The sequence below is a fragment of the Virgibacillus profundi genome (genome assembly GCF_002287375.1).
In the GTDB taxonomy this organism is placed as follows: domain Bacteria; phylum Bacillota; class Bacilli; order Bacillales; family Amphibacillaceae; genus Virgibacillus_K; species Virgibacillus_K profundi.
The window spans coordinates 184,456-205,772 of record NZ_NPOA01000008.1 but is presented as its reverse complement, the minus strand read 5'-3'; the positions used below and the strand labels follow the sequence as shown (position 1 = coordinate 205,772).

19 protein-coding genes and 1 pseudogene are annotated in these 21,317 nt (G+C 36.7%); 13 read left to right on the top strand and 7 right to left on the bottom strand.

The window, feature by feature from the left end; genetic code table 11:
- Nucleotides 1–377 precede the first annotated feature (377 nt).
- From CIL05_RS13170 to CIL05_RS22650, 3 genes and pseudogenes are all read left to right on the top strand, one after another.
- Nucleotides 378–1,136: a (S)-benzoin forming benzil reductase gene (locus CIL05_RS13170; protein WP_095656007.1), complete on the top strand. Its 759-nt coding sequence runs from the start codon at nucleotides 378–380 to the stop codon at nucleotides 1,134–1,136.
- A gap of 429 nt (nucleotides 1,137–1,565) precedes the next feature.
- Nucleotides 1,566–3,044: an alkaline phosphatase family protein gene (locus CIL05_RS13165; protein ID WP_095656006.1), complete on the top strand. Its 1,479-nt coding sequence runs from the start codon at nucleotides 1,566–1,568 to the stop codon at nucleotides 3,042–3,044.
- A 170-nt stretch (nucleotides 3,045–3,214) separates the two neighbouring features.
- Nucleotides 3,215–3,301: pseudogene (locus tag CIL05_RS22650) on the top strand (YjcZ family sporulation protein); the annotation flags it as partial.
- Nucleotides 3,302–3,400: 99 nt separating this feature from the next.
- On the opposite strand, the gene CIL05_RS13155 reads toward CIL05_RS22650, so the two are convergent.
- Both CIL05_RS13155 and CIL05_RS13150 read right to left on the bottom strand, forming a co-directional pair.
- The gene (locus tag CIL05_RS13155; protein ID WP_095656004.1) at nucleotides 3,401–5,038 is read right to left on the bottom strand and encodes a putative ABC transporter permease subunit; all 1,638 of its coding nucleotides are present in this window, start codon (nucleotides 5,036–5,038) and stop codon (nucleotides 3,401–3,403) included.
- A complete protein-coding gene (locus tag CIL05_RS13150; protein WP_095656003.1) occupies nucleotides 5,031–5,756 on the bottom strand; it encodes an ABC transporter ATP-binding protein in 726 nt (241 codons plus the stop codon). The genes CIL05_RS13155 and CIL05_RS13150 overlap by 8 nt, the downstream gene beginning before the upstream one ends.
- Before the next feature lie 129 nt (nucleotides 5,757–5,885).
- Here CIL05_RS13150 and map point away from each other — a divergent pair, with 129 nt between their 5' ends.
- Both map and CIL05_RS13140 read left to right on the top strand, forming a co-directional pair.
- Nucleotides 5,886–6,638, top strand: a complete 753-nt coding sequence (gene map / locus CIL05_RS13145; RefSeq protein ID WP_095656002.1) for a type I methionyl aminopeptidase — start codon at nucleotides 5,886–5,888, stop codon at nucleotides 6,636–6,638.
- A 27-nt stretch (nucleotides 6,639–6,665) separates the two neighbouring features.
- Nucleotides 6,666–7,430: a cobalamin-binding protein gene (locus CIL05_RS13140; protein ID WP_095656001.1), complete on the top strand. Its 765-nt coding sequence runs from the start codon at nucleotides 6,666–6,668 to the stop codon at nucleotides 7,428–7,430.
- Between the two features lie 556 nt (nucleotides 7,431–7,986).
- On the opposite strand, the gene nhaC is transcribed toward CIL05_RS13140, so the two are convergent.
- On the bottom strand, nucleotides 7,987–9,357 hold the full coding sequence (gene nhaC / locus CIL05_RS13135; RefSeq protein WP_095656000.1) for a Na+/H+ antiporter NhaC: 1,371 nt from the start codon (nucleotides 9,355–9,357) through the stop codon (nucleotides 7,987–7,989).
- A gap of 363 nt (nucleotides 9,358–9,720) precedes the next feature.
- Here nhaC and CIL05_RS13130 point away from each other — a divergent pair, with 363 nt between their 5' ends.
- The 3 genes from CIL05_RS13130 to CIL05_RS13120 are packed head-to-tail and all read left to right on the top strand — an operon-like array spanning nucleotide 9,721 to nucleotide 11,311.
- Nucleotides 9,721–10,452: an AzlC family ABC transporter permease gene (locus tag CIL05_RS13130; RefSeq protein ID WP_095655999.1), complete on the top strand. Its 732-nt coding sequence runs from the start codon at nucleotides 9,721–9,723 to the stop codon at nucleotides 10,450–10,452.
- On the top strand, nucleotides 10,449–10,742 hold the full coding sequence (locus CIL05_RS13125) for an AzlD domain-containing protein (protein WP_095655998.1): 294 nt from the start codon (nucleotides 10,449–10,451) through the stop codon (nucleotides 10,740–10,742). Before CIL05_RS13130 ends, CIL05_RS13125 begins: the two co-directional genes overlap by 4 nt.
- Nucleotides 10,743–10,780: 38 nt before the next feature.
- Complete coding sequence (locus tag CIL05_RS13120; RefSeq protein WP_095655997.1) at nucleotides 10,781–11,311, top strand: GNAT family N-acetyltransferase; 531 nt, start codon at nucleotides 10,781–10,783, stop codon at nucleotides 11,309–11,311.
- 36 nt (nucleotides 11,312–11,347) lie between these two features.
- Here the strand turns inward: CIL05_RS13120 and CIL05_RS13115 are convergent, their stop codons facing one another.
- Complete coding sequence (locus tag CIL05_RS13115) at nucleotides 11,348–12,214, bottom strand: cation diffusion facilitator family transporter (protein ID WP_095655996.1); 867 nt, start codon at nucleotides 12,212–12,214, stop codon at nucleotides 11,348–11,350.
- Between the two features lie 242 nt (nucleotides 12,215–12,456).
- Here CIL05_RS13115 and CIL05_RS13110 point away from each other — a divergent pair, with 242 nt between their 5' ends.
- From CIL05_RS13110 to CIL05_RS13100, 3 genes are all read left to right on the top strand, one after another.
- Complete coding sequence (locus CIL05_RS13110; protein WP_095655995.1) at nucleotides 12,457–12,690, top strand: IDEAL domain-containing protein; 234 nt, start codon at nucleotides 12,457–12,459, stop codon at nucleotides 12,688–12,690.
- Between the two features lie 101 nt (nucleotides 12,691–12,791).
- Complete coding sequence (locus tag CIL05_RS13105) at nucleotides 12,792–14,255, top strand: methyl-accepting chemotaxis protein (RefSeq protein ID WP_095655994.1); 1,464 nt, start codon at nucleotides 12,792–12,794, stop codon at nucleotides 14,253–14,255.
- Between the two features lie 91 nt (nucleotides 14,256–14,346).
- Entirely contained in the window at nucleotides 14,347–15,651 is a 1,305-nt protein-coding gene (locus CIL05_RS13100; RefSeq protein WP_095655993.1) for an MFS transporter, read from the top strand.
- A gap of 243 nt (nucleotides 15,652–15,894) precedes the next feature.
- On the opposite strand, the gene CIL05_RS13095 is transcribed toward CIL05_RS13100, so the two are convergent.
- Nucleotides 15,895–16,809, bottom strand: a complete 915-nt coding sequence (locus CIL05_RS13095; RefSeq protein WP_095655992.1) for a zinc dependent phospholipase C family protein — start codon at nucleotides 16,807–16,809, stop codon at nucleotides 15,895–15,897.
- A 297-nt stretch (nucleotides 16,810–17,106) separates the two neighbouring features.
- Here CIL05_RS13095 and fumC point away from each other — a divergent pair, with 297 nt between their 5' ends.
- Nucleotides 17,107–18,492 (top strand): class II fumarate hydratase, encoded by a 1,386-nt coding sequence (gene fumC / locus CIL05_RS13090; protein ID WP_095655991.1) that lies wholly within the window; start codon nucleotides 17,107–17,109, stop codon nucleotides 18,490–18,492.
- Nucleotides 18,493–18,639: 147 nt separating this feature from the next.
- Nucleotides 18,640–18,846: an alpha/beta-type small acid-soluble spore protein gene (locus CIL05_RS13085; protein ID WP_095655990.1), complete on the top strand. Its 207-nt coding sequence runs from the start codon at nucleotides 18,640–18,642 to the stop codon at nucleotides 18,844–18,846.
- 307 nt (nucleotides 18,847–19,153) lie between these two features.
- Here the strand turns inward: CIL05_RS13085 and CIL05_RS13080 are convergent, their stop codons facing one another.
- Together CIL05_RS13080 and CIL05_RS13075 are read right to left on the bottom strand one after the other, a co-directional pair.
- Nucleotides 19,154–20,251, bottom strand: a complete 1,098-nt coding sequence (locus CIL05_RS13080; RefSeq protein WP_095655989.1) for an ABC transporter ATP-binding protein — start codon at nucleotides 20,249–20,251, stop codon at nucleotides 19,154–19,156.
- 88 nt (nucleotides 20,252–20,339) lie between these two features.
- On the bottom strand, nucleotides 20,340–21,239 hold the full coding sequence (locus CIL05_RS13075) for a PucR family transcriptional regulator (RefSeq protein ID WP_095655988.1): 900 nt from the start codon (nucleotides 21,237–21,239) through the stop codon (nucleotides 20,340–20,342).
- Nucleotides 21,240–21,317 lie beyond the last annotated feature (78 nt).

Sequence of the window (21,317 nt, the reverse complement as noted above, 5' to 3'; positions counted from 1 at the left end):
GAATTTTGACGCGAAAATTTTATTTGGTAGGGAGGGGCCCCTCCCTACCAAATAAAATTCAATATAAAAGCCAAATAAATAGTTGAAAACTTGTATTAGGAAATTACACAGAATTAAGGACTTGACTTCTCTATACGACCGTTTCCACCTGTTACGGCTTCGTTCGGGCTCATAAAAGCGGTCTATGTGACCGTTTCTACTTGTTTCAGCATCAATTGGGCATATAGAAGCGTTCTATACGACCATTTCTATCAAAAATTGTTTCCATCGGTCGTATAGGCAAGCTCTATTGGACAATGTCGCATTTTATATATTTTGTGACCTTTTAGAAAACAGCTTTTTATAATATAAAATATCAGGAATGGGAGGTTTCTTGGATGAAATTTGCAGTTATAACTGGAGTTTCACGTGGGTTGGGCCAATCTGTTGCTGAATTATTTTTAGAACAGGGCATTCATGTTATTGGTATTTCCAGGAGTAATTCAGAAACATTAAATAAAGTTGCTGAACAAAACAATGTAAGCTTTCAGCAATTCAGTTGTGATTTAAGTGATTTAAAAGCTATCGAGGAAACATTTAATCAAATAACCAACGAAATATTTAATCAGGAATTATCCGGCGTATATTTAGTCAATAATGCAGCAGTTCTGGAACCAATGGATCAGGCGATGAATATCAATGGTGAGGATTTGGCATATCATGTTCAAGTGAATACCATTGCACCAATGGTGTTGACGAACCTTTTTTTGAAAAAGGCAAGTGACTATCAAGTCCCACTTATCGCTGCAGCCGTTACTTCAGGTGCGGCTGAGCGACCTGTTTACGGCTGGAGTGCTTATTGCAGTACGAAAGCGTCTTTAAATATGTATACAGAAACAGTTGCATTGGAACAGGATCAATTAAATACGGAACATAAATTGATCGCCTTCAGTCCTGGCATTATGGATACAGCTATGCAGGAAAAGATCCGATCGAGCTCAGAAGAAGAATTTGCAGATGTAGAAACTTTTAAAGACTACAAGAAAAATAAATTACTAAAAGATACGGATGCTGTAGGTGGTGTCCTCGTTGATATTTTGACAGATGAAGCCAGTATCATAAATGGCAAAGTGTACAATGTAAAGGAATATTTGTAGCCCGTTTTAGGAAGCTATTCAACTTTCCAAACTTTTTCTTAAAGTATTGGCATAAAACGTTGATTTAAACATTAATAGAAGTCGTATTGAAGCGGCTTCTTTTTTTGCTCATTACAGCAAAGCATTTGTATTAGATATCAAAAAAACATTAAGATAATTTTCCCTTCGTTGTTTTATAAACCAGCCTCTTTTATCAATGAGTTTTTAATCATCTCCTGATTTTACAAGAAGAACTCTTTTTCCGTTAGGTTAGTCTTTTTTTGTTTATATGTGTTTTTTTCGCCGGCACTGGCAATTATTTCATGTTTGGATATAAAAGAGAAAAAGTGGTTAGAATATAAAAAGTTAAATATCAAAATATAAGTGGTGTTAATCAGGATGTTTTTTTGGTTTCTATAATAACGTGGATAGTAGTGAGGATGAATCAATATGAATCAAAACCCACAATTAAAACCAGTAATATTGCTGAACATCGATTCATTGATGCCTAAACCGCTGGAAGTAGCTGTCCAAACCGGACGTGCTCCTGCCTTACAATTTTTAATGGAAAACGGGACTTATATTTCCAATATGGTCAGTTCGTTTCCAACAATGTCAGTAACGATTGACAGCAGTCTTTTGACAGGTACATATGCAGACAAACACCATATCCCAGGACTAAATTGGTTCGATAATTCCCAAAAAGAGATTATTAACTATGGTACTGGCTTCCGTGAAACCTTTAGGTTAGGTATGAGGCGGTCCACCCATAACATGCTCTACAAACTGAATAATGAACACATGAGTAGTGAGGTTTCAACTATCTATGAGGATTTAGCTGCCAAGGGAATTCCTTCCGCTTCCATTAATTCCTTTGTTTACCGCGGAAATATACCGAATCGTTTACATGTTCCTCGGTTATTCAGCACATTGACCAAGTTTGAAAAAGGTGAGTGGACTACTAATGCTACTTCGATTTTCTCTTTAGGTGTATTTTCCAAACTAAGACCGCAGGCGTTTACACCACAAATAGCTGCTGGGAATTATAAATATACAGCCAGAGAGCTTAGACATTTAATCCGCAAGAAAAAACTTCCGGGGTTTACTTTTTGTATATTTCAGGATTTGGATGCCCGTATTCATTTCAGAGGACCAATGGATATAAAAGGAATTGCCAAAATTGATAAGGAAATTCAAAAAACATTAAATTTATATTCAAGTTGGGAAGAAGCGCTCAATCGAAATACTTGGCTAGTTATGGGAGATAATGGGCATGCCCCACAAGGATATAAGTACCGCAACGTTATTATCGATTTACGTAAAATACTGAAAAAATATCGTATTGCCCGACTTCAGCGACCCGTCCATAAAAAGGACCAGCTAGTATTTTGTGTAAATCAGCGTATGGCTTATGTTTACCTATTGGATAAAAATATTCCATTCTCCGATATAATCGAACGACTTCAGGGGGATCATCGTATCGATATCATTGCCTGGAAAGACAAGGACTTCATTCGAGTTGCGTCTGGTATGAGTAAAGGTTTATTAAGCTTTCGTCCAAGCGGAGAATTTATGGATGTGTATGAACAGACATGGGATATTGAAGGAGAGCGTAAACTTCTGGATTTGCACATGACCCATGATAAAAAGTTGTCCTATGGGGATTATCCAGATGCATTAGCCAGGCTTTATAGCGCATTACACTCTCATTCGGGTCGTTTTATTGTGGTTAATGCTAAACCAGGTTGTGAATTTAAAGCCCAGTCTACACCATTCCATCTTGGAGGTGCTGCACACGGTTCATTACACAAACAAGAAACACTTGTACCGTTGGTGATTGCAGGAACCACTGAGAAACCAATATTTCCACGTTTTATCGATATGAAAGAGTTAATACTTCGGTTAATTAATCAACAATATAGGAATTAACAATTGGCCAATGATAAAAGTACAAAACTATTGCAAGAAGATTACCTAAAAATTTTATGAAAAATACGCTGTTTTACTTTTTATAATCAGCCCAAACTAAACAACCGCCCTTCCCATTTTGTTTCCCTAAGCATAATTTATATTAATCTGTAAAACAGGGAGGGAAAGAAATGAGCAAAGGCGGCGGAGGATACGGCTCTGGATTTGCATTGTTAGTCGTATTATTTATTTTGCTAATTATTATCGGTACCGCATATACTGGTGGCGGTGGCTACGGCGGCGGTTACGGTGGTGGCTATGGCGGCGGATACTGCTAAGTGAAACCTGAAAATGCAGAGGGCATCCCCTCTGCATTTTTAAATATGCTGATGTTCATTTTGTTTGATCTTTTTACTTAACAATTTGCTCATGACAAAGGTAGCAATGACAATGACAATGAATAATACAAACGAACTTGTGTATAAACCTTGAATGGCATCAATGTTCCACAAAATCAGTACAAGTACTCCAAATATACCAACCTGAATTATTAGGGCGATGAGGCCAATAAATCTTGTTTTAAATACCTCCTGTTCATCTGTCCAGTTTAATTTGGGCTGTAGTAAGTCCAAATAAGTTCCCAAGATACTTGATAACCAGCTGGTGATTAATATAAGGATGAGCCAAATCAGAATCATATCCATTGGTAATTGAAATAGAAACACACAAATAGCTAATACCAACGCAATAACAATCAAATTAAGTGACCAGGCAGCTGCAATCTTACTGAAAAAAATCTGCTTTGGATCAAGTGGTAGAAATAAATTTGCCGGCCAGCTTTTTCCTTCCCGCGAAATGGAGGAAATGGATGCAGCATTGGATCCAACAAGGACTGAAGTTGCAATAAACAAAATAAGCATACTTTCTTTTTTAGAAAACATGTTCATGAACCCTGTTAAATCACCTGAATCAAGCATCAAAATAATAAGCAAAAATACCGGTCCAAATAAACTTTGAACGACACATTGCATAAAAAAAGTAGGTGTACGAAAAATAATCCGTAATTCTTTAAGCATATAAGACAGCCATACCGGACGTGCGGCAATTTGTTTTTTAATCTTTTTTTGCGATGATTTTCTTTTATTGCCTGCACCGATTCCTAATACACCTTTTAAATATAAAAGCTGACCAAGCCAAATGAACAGGAAAAAAGCAGCTGCACTAATTACAATCACAGCTAAAAGAAAAAGGAATCCCGAAAATGAAGAAGCTTCTGTTAGTCCCATCGTACTGAAAAAAGCTGGAGGATAATAGGAGGTTATCATCCGCAATAACCCATCCTTTTCCTGGACAAATACTGCAAGATTGTTAATTAAATCACCTGAATTTGTATTTAATCGCACCAAAACATTGATTAATATTATAAAAGCCAATGAAAAAATCCCTGCGATCACTTTTGAGCGATCTTTGTTTTTTGCAATGTTGACGAAACGCATCACAAGCATCAAAAGGATAGCTGCAATCGTAAAAGGGATGATGGGCAGTAACACAAACATGATAATTCCATAAAGGTAATATAGTATGTTTGCTCCACTGATAGCCCCGTAAAAAAAGAATGCAGGCAGAAAAACAGCACTTGCCGTTAAATATAAATATAAAAAGGGATTTGCAGCTTTCCCTAATAGCACTTGATAGGAATGAAGAGGGAACGGTATAAATGATTCAATATCCTCAGCAAAATAAAACGCACTTAATACAGTTATAAAACTAATTAAGAATAATAGCATATGAATACCAAGAAACAATAATCCCAGGATGAGTGAATCCTGCCCCAATGGCTGAAGAACATTATATAAAGCTTCAACAAGATTATTAATTATCCCAATGTAGAAAAATAGTAAAGGAACAAAGAATAGCCCTGCGATCACATAAAGCCAGATTTGTGAATTGCTTTTGCCTGCTTTGGAATATTGCATTTTAAGCATTGTTTTCATGACAACCCATGTTTTACTCATCACTTGTCAGCTCCAGGAATAATTCTTCAAGTGATTGATCAGATTGGAATTGCTCCCTTATTTCCTGCTTATTTCCATGGAAAATCAATTCACCTTTATTAATAATAGCAACCTCATCACAAAGCTGTTCGACAACCTCAAGACCGTGGCTTGAGAAGAAGACGGTATTTCCTTTATCTGCATGTTCACGCATCATTTCCTTTAACATATATGCCGATTTTGGATCAAGCCCTGTCAAAGGTTCATCCAATATCCAAATATCGGGATCATGGATTAATACACCCGTAACAATGATTTTTTGCCGCATACCATGTGAATAGGTTTGAATGTAATCATCAAGTGCATTATAAATATTAAATTGCTTTGTTAATGTTTCAATTCGCTCCTGCCTGATTTCTTTAGGAATTTCAAATATGTCACCAATAAAATTTAAATACTCAATTCCTTTTAGTCGTAAAAACATATCGGGCTGATCCGGTACATAACCGAAAATCTTCTTAGCTTCAAGGGCATTTTTTTCGATATTATAGCCATTTAAAGTAATAGAACCTTTATCAATTGGCAGAATACCTGTCATCATTTTAATCGTCGTTGACTTGCCAGCACCATTCGGTCCAAGAAAGCCAACAATTTTTCCATCTGGTATGGTTAAGTTTAATTCATTTATTGCTTTGTTTTTACCGGGAAAGTTTTTACTCACATTTTTAATTTCTATCACACGATACCCTCATTTCTATTTGCTTTTATGAATAATATATGTATGGTACACTTTATATTGAAAATTTATATGGTCTTATAAATAGTTTAACATATAGTTTAATGTATTTTAATGAGAGGAAGAAAATAGATGATAACAAGAAAAAGTAAACGTGAAATTGAAAAAATGCAAGCAGCAGGTGATTTGCTTGTACAATGTCATAAAGAAATTGCGAAGTTGATCAAGCCAGGAATTACAACATTGGAAATTGATACATTTGTTGAAAAATTTCTTGCTAAGCATGGAGCAACACCTGAGCAGAAAGGATATAACGGTTACCCCTATGCAATTTGTGCTTCGATTAATGATGAAATATGTCATGGTTTCCCACGCGATGAGAAGTTAAAGGACGGAGATATGGTCACAGTTGATATGGTTGTAAACCTAAATGGCGGGCTGGCAGATTCTGCCTGGACATATGCCGTTGGGAATATGGATGAGAAAGGCAAGCGTTTAATGGAAGTAACGAAAACAGCATTGGATAACGGGATCGAACAGGCACAGGCTGGAAATCGTATTGGTGATATTGGCCATGCAATTCAAACATATGCTGAAGGAGAAAATTTTTCAGTTGTTCGTGATTTTACCGGTCATGGTATTGGACCAACGATTCATGAAGAACCGCATATCCCGCATTTTGGACTACCAAATAAAGGACTTCGGTTAAAAGAGGGAATGGTTATTACAATTGAACCAATGATTAATGAAGGTAGCTGGAAAAGTAAAATGGATGAAAATAATTGGACTGCAAGAACGATTGATAAGGGACGTTCTGCCCAATATGAACATACGATTGTGATTACAAAAGAAGGACCATTGCTGATTACAGATCAGGATAAATAAGTGCTTGAATAATAGGGAGGAGACGTCATGCGAATCGTATCTATTTGTCCGAGCAATACAGAAATAATGGACTATTTGGGGAAAACAGATCTACTTGTTGGAGTGGATGACTTTTCAGATTGGCCGAGGTCTGTTCTGGATTTGCCTAAAGTAGGGCCTGATCTTTCCATTGATATGGATAAAGTCGCTACACTGAAGCCTGACCTCGTACTGGCTTCACTAAGCGTCCCTGGAATGGAAAAGAATATTGTAGCACTGGATGAAAGGAAACTCTCTTATATTATTCTAAACCCCAATTCTCTTGATGAAATTGCAGAAGATATTAAAAAAGTTGGAGCTGCATTGAAGTGTGAGGAGTTGGGTGAAAAGAAGGCTAATGCGTTTTATGCAGAGATTGAATACTTTCGTGAAAAAGCCTTTGTGCAAACAGATAAACCAACGTTGTATTGGGAATGGTGGCCAAAACCAGTATTCACTCCGGGTTCAGTTAATTGGTTAACTGAAATCAGTGAACTGGCAGGTGCTGAGAACGTTTTTGCAAATGAAAATATAGCAAGTGTTCAAACTGACTGGGATGATGTGAAAGCACGGAATCCGGATCACATTTGTATGGTATGGGTTGGTGTGAAAGAAGATAAAATGAACCCACAATTGGTAATAAAACGCCCAGGTTGGGATAAGATGAAAGCAATTCAGACTGGAAACATCCATGTGCTGGAAGAATCACTTTTTTGCCGACCATCCCCAAGGCTACTTGAAGGCTTGCGTAAGTTGGTTGAAACCATTTGGTGATATAACAGTGCTTTTTTATAAAAGATTGGGTCTGCAGTTAACACTCCCACCAACAGATTTTTTTCAACAAAGATTTAAAAGACTACGTAAAATCAAAGATAGTAGGTCTTATTACCGCTACGGAAACACATTTCGCTTTCCGCGGGCGGCTGGTGAGGCCTCCTACGCACTGCGGGGTCTCACCGATGCCTTTGCTCCCGCAGGAGTCTTCATGTGTTTCCTCCGCTAGAATTCTGGTTACTGCCGAAAAACTGCCTTAGTAATCAATATTCAAAACATCGAACCACCTCACTAGTTCGGGTGAACGAAGGGCGGTGACTCCTGCGGGAATAGCACGTGTCCGAAGACCCCGCAGAGTGGTTTTCTCGAGGAGTCTGAGGCCGTGCCCGCGGAAAGCATCCGCCCGGAGCGATCCCGAACGGTGATTCTAGAAAATACTTATAGCAAACAGTAATTACGTCTTTTTTTTACATTAAGTCCGAGGAGTAAAAAGCAATAAAACATACGAATAGAGTTAAAAAAACAAGAGGGTGTGCCTACAGACTGGCACATCCTCTTATTTTTTAGTTCCCAGTGATCTGCCGCCAAACATCATTGTAATTAGCGGACTTAATAAGCAAAAGAAAGCAAATGGTAAATAGGTTAAGACAGGCACACCAAGTACGTCTGCAATAAATACACCACATACACTCCATGGAACAAGTGGATTGATTACCGTACCAGCATCCTCCAATGTCCTGGAAAGTGCCTTCTTAGAAAGACCAGCCTTATTATAAATACCCTTGTACGTTTCACCTGTCAGCATAATGGAGAGATATTGTTCCCCGATTAATACATTCACACCTATGGCTGTAGCAGCTGTTGATATGATTATTGACCGAACTTTTTGCAGTTTTTCCTTAAAGGCATTTAACATACCCGGAATAATTCCAGTTACAAACAATAATCCGCCAAATCCCAAGGCTAAAATAACAAGCGAAATGGTAAATAGCATGCTACTTATACCACCCTTAGTCAACAGCTCATTTACAGGCTTGAAATCAGTAGTGGCTTTATAGCCGTCAAACCAAATTGACCAGATATCAGACCATTGAAGACTACCTTTCATGCTTGCAAGCAATGTTGCTGTTAAGCTACTGATCCCCAGTGCTACAAATGCCGGCACTTTAAAAATGGTACATATTATTAGAATGCCTAAAGGAATCCATGAGGTCCAATGAATTAATCCCGTTGTTTCCAGAGCTGTTTGATAATCATTTGCACCTTGAAGTGTAGTGACCTTATCCGGTGATAAAATCACATAAATAATAAAGGCGATGATGAATGCCGGAATTGTTGTTAAACTTATATGTTTAATATGTTCAAATAAGTCTACACCTACAACAGTGGATGCAAGGTTTGTAGTATCGGATAATGGTGACATCTTATCACCGAAAAATGCTCCTGAGACAACTGCACCGGCAGCAATTGCCAGAGATGCATCCATAGCACTGGCCATCCCTATAAATGCCACCCCCACTGTTGCTGTTGTTGTTAGGGAACTCCCAAGGGAGACACCGATAATAGCAGTTACTGCAAATACAATAGCATAAAACCATGTACCACCAATTAGTGAAAATCCAGTATCTATTAAAGCAGGAATCGTACCACTGATCATCCAGCTGCTTATTAATATACCAATAAGCATGAATAGGAAGACTGCCCCCATTCCGGTTTTTGCACCTTCAATCATTCCATCCTGTATATCTTTAAATGAAATCTTTTTGATTAATCCATAGGTGGTTAATAAAAAGATTCCCAGTAGAATGGGGATGTGAGGAACAGTTTCCAGCCCGATGATAAAATAGCTTATAAGTCCTACAATGATAAGAAAGAATAAAATGGATTCAGTTAGTGACGGATTGTGTTTAGGGGTAATTGGAAACATATAAAATCCTCCTTTTTTTTAGAAATTAAAAAAGCCTCATCCCTATATAGGGACGAAGCTTTTCTCCGCGTTACCACCCTGATTGTTGAAAAAAATCATTCAACCTCTCATGTAATATTCCACTTGTTCGAATGTGTAATTCAATTATATTCTGCCAGAGCTCACACCTTATACTCTGTCTCTTCTTGCTGCTAAAAAATAATCTACTATGCATTCCGGAATTGTTGTATATAATTTTAAGATATTATTGAATATACATGGTATGAACTATATCTGTCAATATTGTTTTCGAAATCTAATTCTTTCTAATTTTTTTAATTTCGGTTATAATGGGTTAATTATTGTTGCTATGGGGGTGCTATCATGGCGGTTGATACAGCTGAAAATAAAGGGCGTTCAGAGTCCATACATATGGTTCGAAAAGGTATTGCTACCGGTTTTCCCATAATGCTTGGTTATTTGCCAATCGCGATAACTTATGGAGTTTTAGCAAAACAATCCGGAATGACATTAACAGAGTTAACCTTAATGAGTGTGATGGTTTTTGCTGGAGCAAGTCAGTTTATGGGGGCAAATATGATTGCAGTAGGAGCAGGAGCAATCGAAATAATTATTGCAACCTTTGTATTGAATTTCCGCCATTTTGTCATGAGTTTATCATTCATGAATCGTCTTCGGAGTATTGGGCTTAACTGGAAAGCACCTTTATCATTAGGATTGACCGATGAAACCTTTGCAGTATCTGCATTACATCCAAAAGAGGCTAAAATGGAAAAAGGTGCATTATTTTATACCGCATTAATATTAACTGCTTATTTTTCATGGATTTTCGGTTCATTTCTTGGTGGAATTCTTGGAGAGGTTATTCCTGAAAGGCTGAGCCAAAGTATGGGAATTGCCTTATATGCCATGTTTATTGGCTTATTGGTACCTTCAGTAAAAAAAGAGCTTAAGGTCGGTTTAATTGCAATTATTGCTATGCTTATTAACACATTATGCATACAGCTTGGCATGAGCACAGGCTGGGCAATTGTTCTTGGGACAATTTTAGGTGGTGCCAGCGGAATTTACTTACTGAAGGAGGAGCGCAGATGATCTTTGCTATTATTATTGGTATGTCACTAGTTACGATGATTCCAAGGATTATTCCAGCATTTATTGTGGATAAACTGCAATTTCGTGATTGGGTAAATCGCTGGTTAAATGCGATCCCATACGCTGCCCTTGGTGCATTGATTTTCCCGGGTGTTTTAATGGTAAAACCTGATGAGCCCCATATAGGTTTACTTGGGGGAGTTGTTGCAATTATCTTAGCCTATATAGGATTAAATGTTATTTTAGTTGTAGTAGGCGCTATTGCTACCGTTTTTCTTTTATCAACATAAATCTAAAGAGAAATAGGGAACTACAAGGGGGTTGTACAATGTTTTCAATTCGAAAAGCTACATTTGAAGATGCAGAAACAATTGCCCATATTCATGTGACAAGCTGGAAAAGTACTTACAGCGATTTATTGGATGAACGGGATTTATCGAATATTACATATGAAAATCGAAAAGCACTTTGGGAAACTGTTCTGCGAATCCGGAAAAAAGATCAATGCACATTCGTAATTCATAACGAAGATAAGGTGGTCGGTTTCATTTCCGGCGGGCCAGAAAGAACCAAGCGTTTTCATTATGATAGTGAGATTCATACGATTTACCTACTTGATGAATATCAAAAAATGGGTTTAGGTGCAATTCTGTTAAAAGCATTTGCTGAAGAAATGAAATCTTTGGGGAAAAAGTCGATTTTAGTATGGATTTTAAAACAAAATCCCTCAAGTCGATTTTATGAACGATACTACGCAAAGCCTGTTGGGGAAGAAGCAATATCCATTGGAGAAGGAAGCTATAAGGAAACGGCATATGGCTGGGAAAGCATTGATGAGTTATTACGGTTAATGAACTAATGAAGAGAGTCTGCCACCTGAAGGCAGACTCTCTTCTTAATAATAAGGTTCAATATGAATTTGTGCGTGTGTTATATTATATTTTTTTTCCAGATGTTTTTCAATCCGCACCGTAATATCATGACTTTCCTGAACATTTAAATTTGGATCAACGAGAATGGTAATATCAATTAAAGCCAAATTTCCATGGATCCGCCCTTTAACGTCAACGACCTCTTTTACCCCAGGATCCTTTGTAATGCTTTCACGGATCTTTTTAATTTGTTCCTCATCAAATCCATCTGTCAATGTATGTGTCGAATCCTTAAATATCTCCCACGCTGTTTTACAGATGATAATTCCGACAATTAATCCCGCAAAGGGGTCTAACCAAAATAAACCAAATTGTGCACCAATGATTGCAATAAATGCGCCCATACTAACCAATGCATCCGAACGATTGTCCTGTGCGGCAGCATATAAAGCATTACTTTGGATTCTTTTTGCCAGTTTTACATTATACATATAAACGAAAAACATGACGATAGCTGCACCTAATGCTACCCAGGCAGTCAAAAGGTCAGGCTGGACAGATACCCCAGCTATTACTTTTTGAATTGTATCGATGATCACCTGGATACCAACAAACATCATGATAAATGCAGCAAATAAAGAAGCAATTGTTTCTGCCCGGTAATGACCATAGTGATGATCTTCATCAGGTGGCTTTCTGGATATTTTTAAGCCGATCAATACAGCAATTGAGGCGATCACATCTGTGGAGTTGTTTAATCCATCTGCATGTAGCGCAGCTGAATTTCCAGTATGGGCAATCGTAAGCTTTGTAATAGCGAGGATAATATATGCAAAAATACTTATCCAAGCCCCTTTTTCACCTTGTTTTAAGTTATCAGAATGATTCATGTATTGGCGCCTCCAGTATACATCTTAACAATAATACTTAAACAGTTTACCAAAGTAGTATGTGGTGGGTCTAGAGAAACATTCAGGTATTAGGTTATCTATATTGCATTGTGCTAAGTAAGTTTAGCGAGGCAAAAATATCCGCTCTCAATTAATAAAATTAATTTATTTTAAGCCTTAGGTGTTGCAATTATTCTAAAAATTTAGGATAATAGGATTAAAGGAACAAGGGGGCGTGTTCCATGAAAAAGGAAAAAATAATTTATCGATATTACCGATATGATGGTAAAGTTCTACAGGCAAAACGGGAAATCTCATTTGAATTGAAATTATCATCGAGATTGATCCTGGATGAACTGTTTTTTAATTGGAATAAAGAAAAACTGGAAAATGCAATAAACAATTCCATTGACTCAGGAGATAAAGAAGCATTTTTGGAATTAAGTGAAGCATATAAACAATTTGTTTGGGAGTAAATGATATAAGTAAAAGTGGCCTTGCCTTTGTTTGGTGAGGCCATTTTATTTAATATAATTCTGGGACTATATTCGTAGATACAGCCAATGGGGGAAAAATTATGGGAAGAAATCAAACGGTAATGGATAGGCAGAATCTAATTTTATTTAATATTTTATTATTTTCGGTATTTTTAGGCGTAGGTATTGAAATTATAGTAGGTGCACCAATTGAAAATTTATTGGCTCTTGGAGTAGGTGGAACAGTTAGTGTAGGATTAATCGGTATTTTCCATTATAAAAGAATTTACACCAAATTAATTCCTTACATAGCCATTATAGCTTTATCCAGTGTTGCCATTGTTATTATTTTGAGCTCTGATTATGTTACAAATATGTTGTTTGCATTTTATATCCTTGCTGTAGCAGCAATAGCATTGTCTGTGGCAGTTTTATTCACTGGTGGTGTATTGGGACTTTCCGTACTAACCTTTATCGTGATTGAAAAAGGTGAAATAATTGGTTTTGATTCAAGAGCCACAGCAATTACCCTTGTATTTTTTATTTTGGTTTTTGTCGTTTTAATGATCCAAGTAAGGGTGGCTCGAATGCTGTTAACTAATGTACAGGATGCTTTGACAGAAAGTGAATTGCTTTCTGCTGAACAGAATAAACTGACTGAAATTGTTCAAAGTGAAGCAGTCAACGTTCGATCACAAATGAACAGTATGGAACAGGACAGTCAGTTGAATTCACAGTCCATGGAAGAGATGAGGGAAGCATTTCAGGAAATTACGAAAGCAAGTCAATCACAAGCCGAAACAGCCAGTAATATTTCTACCAAAACAGATAATACGAATCAGTTATTGGACAAAATGATGATTTCCTTTACGAAAAGTACTAAGGACGGGGAGGAATTAAAGGTACTATCAATAAAAGGGCAACGATCCATGGAAGGTTTATCGGAAACAATGATTAAATTTCAACAATCTTTTGAACAGCTGATCATGATGATGGAAAACCTTCTTCAAAAAATGCATGAAAATAATGGATTTACAACTAAAATTGAGGATATTGCAGAACAGACAAACCTGCTGGCGTTAAATGCGAGTATTGAGGCTGCCAGGGCTGGTGACGCTGGAAAAGGATTTGCAGTTGTAGCTGGAGAGGTACGGAAATTAGCTGAAGTGTCACAGCAAACTGCAAAAGATATAAGAAAAAATCTTGAGGAAATTGAATATGAGGCAATGGATGCCCAAAAAGAAGTAAATGAGAATAAGCTAAGACTGCAAAAAAGTGCTGCAAGCACTCAGGAAGCGGAAGGGGACTTTTTGAAAATTTCCGACCAGTTAGCTAATTTCACTAGTTACCTAAGCTATTTGGGAAAACAGGCTAATGAAATACAAAGCTCCTCAGAAGATATAGATAGTTCTGTTGACTATCTGGCTTCAACAATTGAAGAAAGCACTGCCACAATAGAAGAGCTGGAAGCAATGGTCGATGAACAGGTAAATCGTATGTCTAATTTAGCTCTGGTAATTGAGAGAACAAATCAAGCAGCTGCCACGCTGGAAGAGGCAAAATAATAAGCGAACGTAATTTTTATGTAACTTTCCTAAAACCAAGTGCTATATATTTAAAAAGTCTGATAAGCTAACAGTAGTGAGGAGTGAATTCATGAAAAATAAGAAAAAAATCACGCGTAGCTGGATGCTATATGACTTTGGAAATTCAGCATTTGCCACAACGATCATGGCTGCAGTGCTTCCTGTTTTTTACTATGATGTTGCTGCAGTGGGACTCGATGAAAACCTAGCATCAAGTTATTGGGGGTATTCGCAGTCCATTGCTGTCTTAATCGTTGCAGTCTTGGCACCAATTTTAGGAGCAATAAGTGATTTTACGGCAGCGAAAAAGAAATTTCTCCGTTTTTTTGCATTTATGGGCATAATCGCCAGTATTTTATTGGCATTTGTTGGAGAAGGGGATTACATACTTGCATCAGCCCTATTTATTATCGGTTCCATAGGGTTCTCCGGTGGTAATATATTTTACGATGGCTTCTTGCCGGAAGTAGCCGATGAGGACGAGATTGATAAAGTATCCTCAGGAGGTTTTGCGTTCGGTTATATTGGTGGTGGTCTTTTATTGACTATCAATATACTGATGATTCTAAATCCTTCCTGGTTTGGTTTGCCTAATGCAACGGCAGCAAGTCAAGTGTCATTTGCTACAGTTGGGGTTTGGTGGTTTATTTTTTCATTGCCACTACTGAAAAATATTAAAGAAGAAAAGAAAGTCGCTGTTAAAAGAGATAAATCCTATATTACAATCGGTTTTTCAAGAGTAGGCAGTACATTTAAGGAAATTAAACAATATAAGCACTTATTAATATTCTTATTAGCTTTCTGGCTTTATAATGACGGGATATCAACAATTATCAGAATGGCAACCATTTATGGAAGAGAAGTAGGGATTGATGCAAATTCCCTTATTGTAGCGTTGTTAATCACACAATTTGTTGGAATTCCATGTACTTTTTTCTTTGGGTGGCTGGCTAAAAAAATTACCGCTAAAAGAGCATTATATATAACACTTTTTGCCTACCTGGGAATAGTTATTCTGGGATATTTCATGACAACTGCAGCCCATTTTTATTTACTGGCAATCTGTGTAGGGGTTGTTCAAGGTGGAGCACAATCACTTAGCAGGTCGATTTACGGCAGAATGGTTCCTGAAGGCAAACATGCAGAGTTTTTCGGATTTTACGGAATATCATCAAAATTTGCCGCAATTTTTGGTCCATTCCTATTTGCTTTTATCGGACAGATTACCGGCTCTAGCAGGTTAGGAATTTTATCACTAGTTTTCTTCTTTATCGCCGGAATTATTTTATTAAGATTTGTTAATATCGAAAAAGGTATGGAAGAAGCAAAGAGACAATCAAATGCTCAAGGAAAAGTTGAAGTAAAACCTAAATAATGAGGTGATGAAAAATTGCGGATAAATAATGTGCGAAAAATATTATACATGCTTGCAAGAGTCCTAGGGGATGTTAATGCCACAAAAAAGGGGAGAATTGGCAAACGAGTTGCCAGAAGAGCCGCAGGAAGAAGTACTGGAAAGCTTTTAAGGAAGCTTTTTAAATAAGGGCTAAAGAGGCTGCAAAAGGATCCTAAATAATAAATAAAAACGGTCAGCTACATATGTAGCTGACCGTTTCATTTATACAATTGCCTTACTATATCTATTTTCCAAATCCAATTCCAAAGGTTTACCTGTATCATAGGATATATTACCGATCAGTTCGATTAATCTTTGCTTAGAGTCCTCATTATCGTTCTGCCAGTAATTTTGAACCTCTGTTAAAATCTCAATACCTTCAGATCTACTTTTATTATAAAGCTCAACAAAGCTTTTATCACATGGTTCGTTCGTGGCAGAGTGATACCATGTCGTCTTCTTTAAGTTTAAATAATCAACATCGTCCTTGATGGGCTGATGGGAATATGATGAAATTAAGGATTTAAAGAACAAGTTTTTCCAACCATATGGATCAGATAATATTTTGAATGCAAGCTTCATATCCTTGTATGCTTTTTGAATATAATCAGGCGATTCCCTTTTAAGTTCCGGATAATGTTTACAAATCATTTCATGTAAAAGAGAAATAATATCTTTATTTAATGATTTTCCAACATCAATTTCTTTATAAACAGGTGCTCGCCATGTTTTTAAGTTATGGTACTTTTCCATCATAAGTGTGTCAATTAATATTTCCAGTTTTTGGTGGTTACTGCCTTTATATCCTGCACGATAATGAATATAGGGATGTGTGTTACGGTCCAATACATGATGGGTAATAAAGCCAATCACATAGGCTTGTACCAGGCCGCTTTTTTCCTTTGCAGCAGTTATTAAATCCACAAGAAAATTACCACAATGTTTTGTATGCAGAGCCATTCCTACGTTATGAACGGGTTCTTCCTTTATCCAGGGCCAAAAATTAAAATAAAAAAAGGGATCAGGCCCTTGAGCCCCAAGTTTCATCACTGTTTCATGCTGTGAAAATGGATATGGCTTTTTTACAGCATCGACAACATCTTCGCAAAAAAGAATATGAGTCCAAATATTCGGCATAGCGAAATCCTCCTTCTTATATGTTATCTAAGTTAAATTTTATCCAGAAGACTTCTGTTGTTATAAAAGTATATGTTATGAGTTTAGTGTGCTATTTGTCTTCCTAAAAATGGTTCAAATTTATTGTCTCCATGTATTATAGAGGATTTACTGTAAAAAGGGGTGAAAAAACAAGTACAATTTTGTGTCGTATGTTGATATTTCTTAGTTTTGTAACTTCATTATTTTAATATCCGTAAAATTTGGTACAATAGAAGAGGGTTTATATATGTATTTAGACATAGGGAGGAATTATAGATGGAATACCGTGTAGAAAAAGATACGATAGGGGAAATAAATGTACCTGTAGATAAATATTGGGGTGCTCAGACACAACGCAGCAAGCAGAATTTCCCCATTGGAAATGAGAAAATGCCAACTGAAATTATAAAAGCGTTTGCAATTCTAAAAAAGAGTGCAGCGAAAGCAAATAGCGATCTTGGCTTATTAGATGAAAAAAAAGCTGAAGCTATTTCCTATGCAGCTGATCAAATTTTAGCAGGAAAATTAGATGAACATTTTCCTTTAGTTGTTTGGCAAACAGGAAGTGGTACACAATCAAATATGAATGTTAACGAAGTAATGGCATTTGTTGGGAATAAATGGTTGCATGAACAAAATAGTGATGTAAAGCTTCATCCGAATGATGATGTAAATAAATCGCAAAGCTCCAATGATACATATCCAACTGCCATGCATATTGCTTCTGTTTTAAAGCTTGATGACGCTGTTCTTCCTGCAGTTCGTACATTAAAGGATACGTTTAAAGTGAAAATGGATGATTTTCAGGATATTGTTAAAATTGGTCGAACACACCTACAGGATGCTACACCATTAACACTTGGTCAGGAAGTTAGTGGATGGCATCGCATGCTGGAAAAGTCGGAAAAGATGATTAATGAAAGCCTGCAGTATTTAAAAGAACTTGCAATTGGCGGGACGGCAGTTGGGACAGGCTTGAATGCACATCCTGAGTTTTCTAACCGTGTTTGTGAAGCAATCAATGGATTTACAGGGAAAAACTTCATTTCTGCACCAAATAAATTTCATGCCCTGACAAGTCATGATGAGACAGTGTATGCACACGGTGCTCTAAAAGCATTGGCAGCAGATTTGATGAAAATAGCAAATGATGTTCGCTGGCTGGCGAGTGGTCCTCGTTGCGGTATTGGTGAAATTACGATTCCTGCTAATGAACCGGGAAGTTCAATTATGCCAGGGAAAGTAAATCCAACACAAAGTGAAGCAGTTACAATGGTTGCAGCACAAGTTATGGGTAATGATGCAGCAATTGGATTTTCTGCCAGTCAGGGTAATTTTGAATTAAATGTATTTAAACCAGTGATTGCCTATAACTTCTTGCAATCATGTCAAATACTTGCTGATAGCATTTTGTCATTTAATGAGCGCTGTGCTGTAGGCATTGAACCGAACCATGAGCAAATTGAGAAATATTTAAATGATTCTTTGATGCTTGTAACAGCATTAAATCCACATATAGGCTATGAAAATGCTGCTAAAATTGCAAAAAAGGCATTTAATGACAATTCTACATTAAAAGAAACAGCAGTCGAATTAGGTTTATTGACAGAAGAAGAATTTGATAAATATGTGGTTCCTAAGGAAATGACGCATCCTAAATAATAATTTTTTATGAAATCCCACTGTATTTTAGTAACAGGATTTTAGAGAGTTTATATTTTTGGCAGTACATCTACAATTTACCAATGGTTATTTGTTATAAGATTTCCTGTAATGCGGACAATAGGTATTACAGGAGGTGAAAAACACATGGCTAACAACAATAATTCAAACCCATTAGTTGTTCCTGGAGCACAACAAGCTCTTGATCAAATGAAATATGAAATTGCTCAGGAGTTTGGTGTTAATTTAGGAGCGGATTCAACTTCTCGTGCTAACGGATCTGTTGGTGGAGAGATCACAAAACGTCTAGTTGCAACAGCTCAACAACAATTTAGCGGACAACAACCACAATAAATATGGCTGGAGGGAAAGTCTTAAATGACTTTCCCTCTATTATTTTTGTGGATAATTGGAAATCCAATGCGGGGAGTCGAGCTTGAAAGTTGAGAGAGGACGGGCTGAAGTTGAGAGATGAAAGCAAAAGTTGAGAGAGGACGCCCAGAAGATGAGAGACATCAATGAAAAACAGACTTATCTCTCAACTTTAATTAAGTATCTCTCAAGTTTGATACATTATGTCCCAACTTTACTAATATATCTCTCAACTTTTACTAACAACTATCCAAATACAAAAAAGCCTCCCAAAAGGAAGGCTAATATTTTATCTTACACGCAATTCTGATTCTGGATCGAAGAAATGAGAATTGTTCATATCGAATGCCAAATCCACGTTTTCTCCACCTTTAATATCTGATCTTGAGTCAACTCGTGCTACAAAGTCCTGTTCTACAACTTTTGAATAAAGGTAGGATTCTGCTCCCATTAATTCTGCAACTTCAATTGAAGCTGTAATTTTGGTATCAGGACTTGCGCTGATGAAAGCTGGCTCATCATGAATGTCTTCCGGACGAATTCCAAGAATAATATCTTTGCCAACATAATTTTGATCACGCAGCATTTTCATTTTTCCCTCTGGAATTTTAACTTTTACATCATCCATCTCAAAATGGCTTTCAGAAAGTTTCCCTGTAAAGAAGTTCATTGAAGGAGAACCAATAAATCCACCAACAAAAATATTTTCAGGATTATCATAAACATCTTTCGGTGCACCAACTTGTTGAATAAGACCATCTTTCATAACTACAAGGCGTGTTGCCATCGTCATTGCTTCAGTCTGGTCATGTGTTACATAAATAGTAGTTGTTTGCAGACGCTGGTGCAGCTTTTGAATTTCTGCACGCATTTGCACACGTAATTTCGCATCCAGGTTGGATAAAGGCTCGTCCATCAAGAATACTTTTGCATCCCGGACAATGGCACGTCCTAAAGCTACACGCTGACGTTGCCCACCTGAAAGTGCTTTCGGCTTACGATCCAGGTACGCTTCCAAACCTAAAATATTCGCAGCATTATTAACCCTTTGTTCAATTTCATCTTTTTTAAATTTTCGAAGCTTCAAGCCAAATGCCATGTTATCGTATACATTCATATGTGGATACAATGCGTAGTTCTGGAAAACCATCGCAATGTCACGGTCTTTGGGTGCAACATCATTCATTTTTCTGTCATCAATATAAAGTTCACCATCTGAAATTTCCTCAAGACCCGCAATCATTCGTAATGTTGTTGATTTACCGCAACCGGATGGACCAACAAATACGATGAATTCCTTATCCTTAATGTCTAAATTGAAATCATCAACTGCGATAACCTTTTTGTCATACGATTTTTGAATTTGTTCTAAACGTAATTCAGCCATAATATTACCTCCATGTATGTAAGCGTTTTACTAATTTTATTGTATCGGAAGTTCGTCCATAAAAAAATGGCAAACATGCACAAAGATTTTATTCGTCTTTGTGCATGTTTGCCAATAGTGCAATATATACCGTCATAGCTTCATTGAACTGCCTTACATCAATGCCTGTTTTTTCATGGAATTTATCTAAACGATATTGCAGACTATTTCGATGCATATACAATTCTTTTGCTGTTACGGATATATTTAAATTACAGTGAAGAAATGTTTTAATTGTATACAATAATTCATCATCCGATACAAACTCTCTTAGAATTACATTTGAAATCTCATGACGGAATTCGGTGTTGGTTTGATCAACGAGAATATAAGGGATCGCATCAACATAGGTAACAACAGATTTATCTGAATAGAAAAATGCTTGTTTAGCAGTTTCAATTAATGATGTATAGTGCTGCTTTATTTTTACAGGGTTTTCTAAAAAAGGCCCGACGAAAAAATTTAATTTAACATACAGGTCACTCATTAATACGTCAATTATCTGTTCATAGGAAATAGCTTCCTCTGTTTGAGGTGTTTTTTCTTCAATAATCACACCCACATGTTCACTTATCCATAATATCGGAACAGACTTTGAAAACAATTCATGAACTGCTTCACTAAATGAAGCTGGGTCTATTTGGTTTTTTTTGATCGAAAAATAAACGAACCTGAATGTTATGTCTGATTCCAATTCTTTTTCACCGGCGATGATTTTCCCCCATCTATGCTCCTTTTCTGTAAGTGTAGGGAGACTCACATTACGGGGTGAAAGAAAAGCAGATAATAGCAATAGATCTTTATCTGTTAATTCATTTTTATCAATTCCGATAATTTCATTGTCATCTGATATAAACCATTGGTAATTATTGGTTAATTTATTATTTTTATGTTGATTTTCATCATAAACAATAATTGAGGAAAAAACTTTTTGTAGGTGTTTTAGCATAGTAAAACCTTCTTTCTCCAGGGCCTTTTTTCATTATAACAATGAATTATGTAATGAAAAACCAATTTCACGTATTAT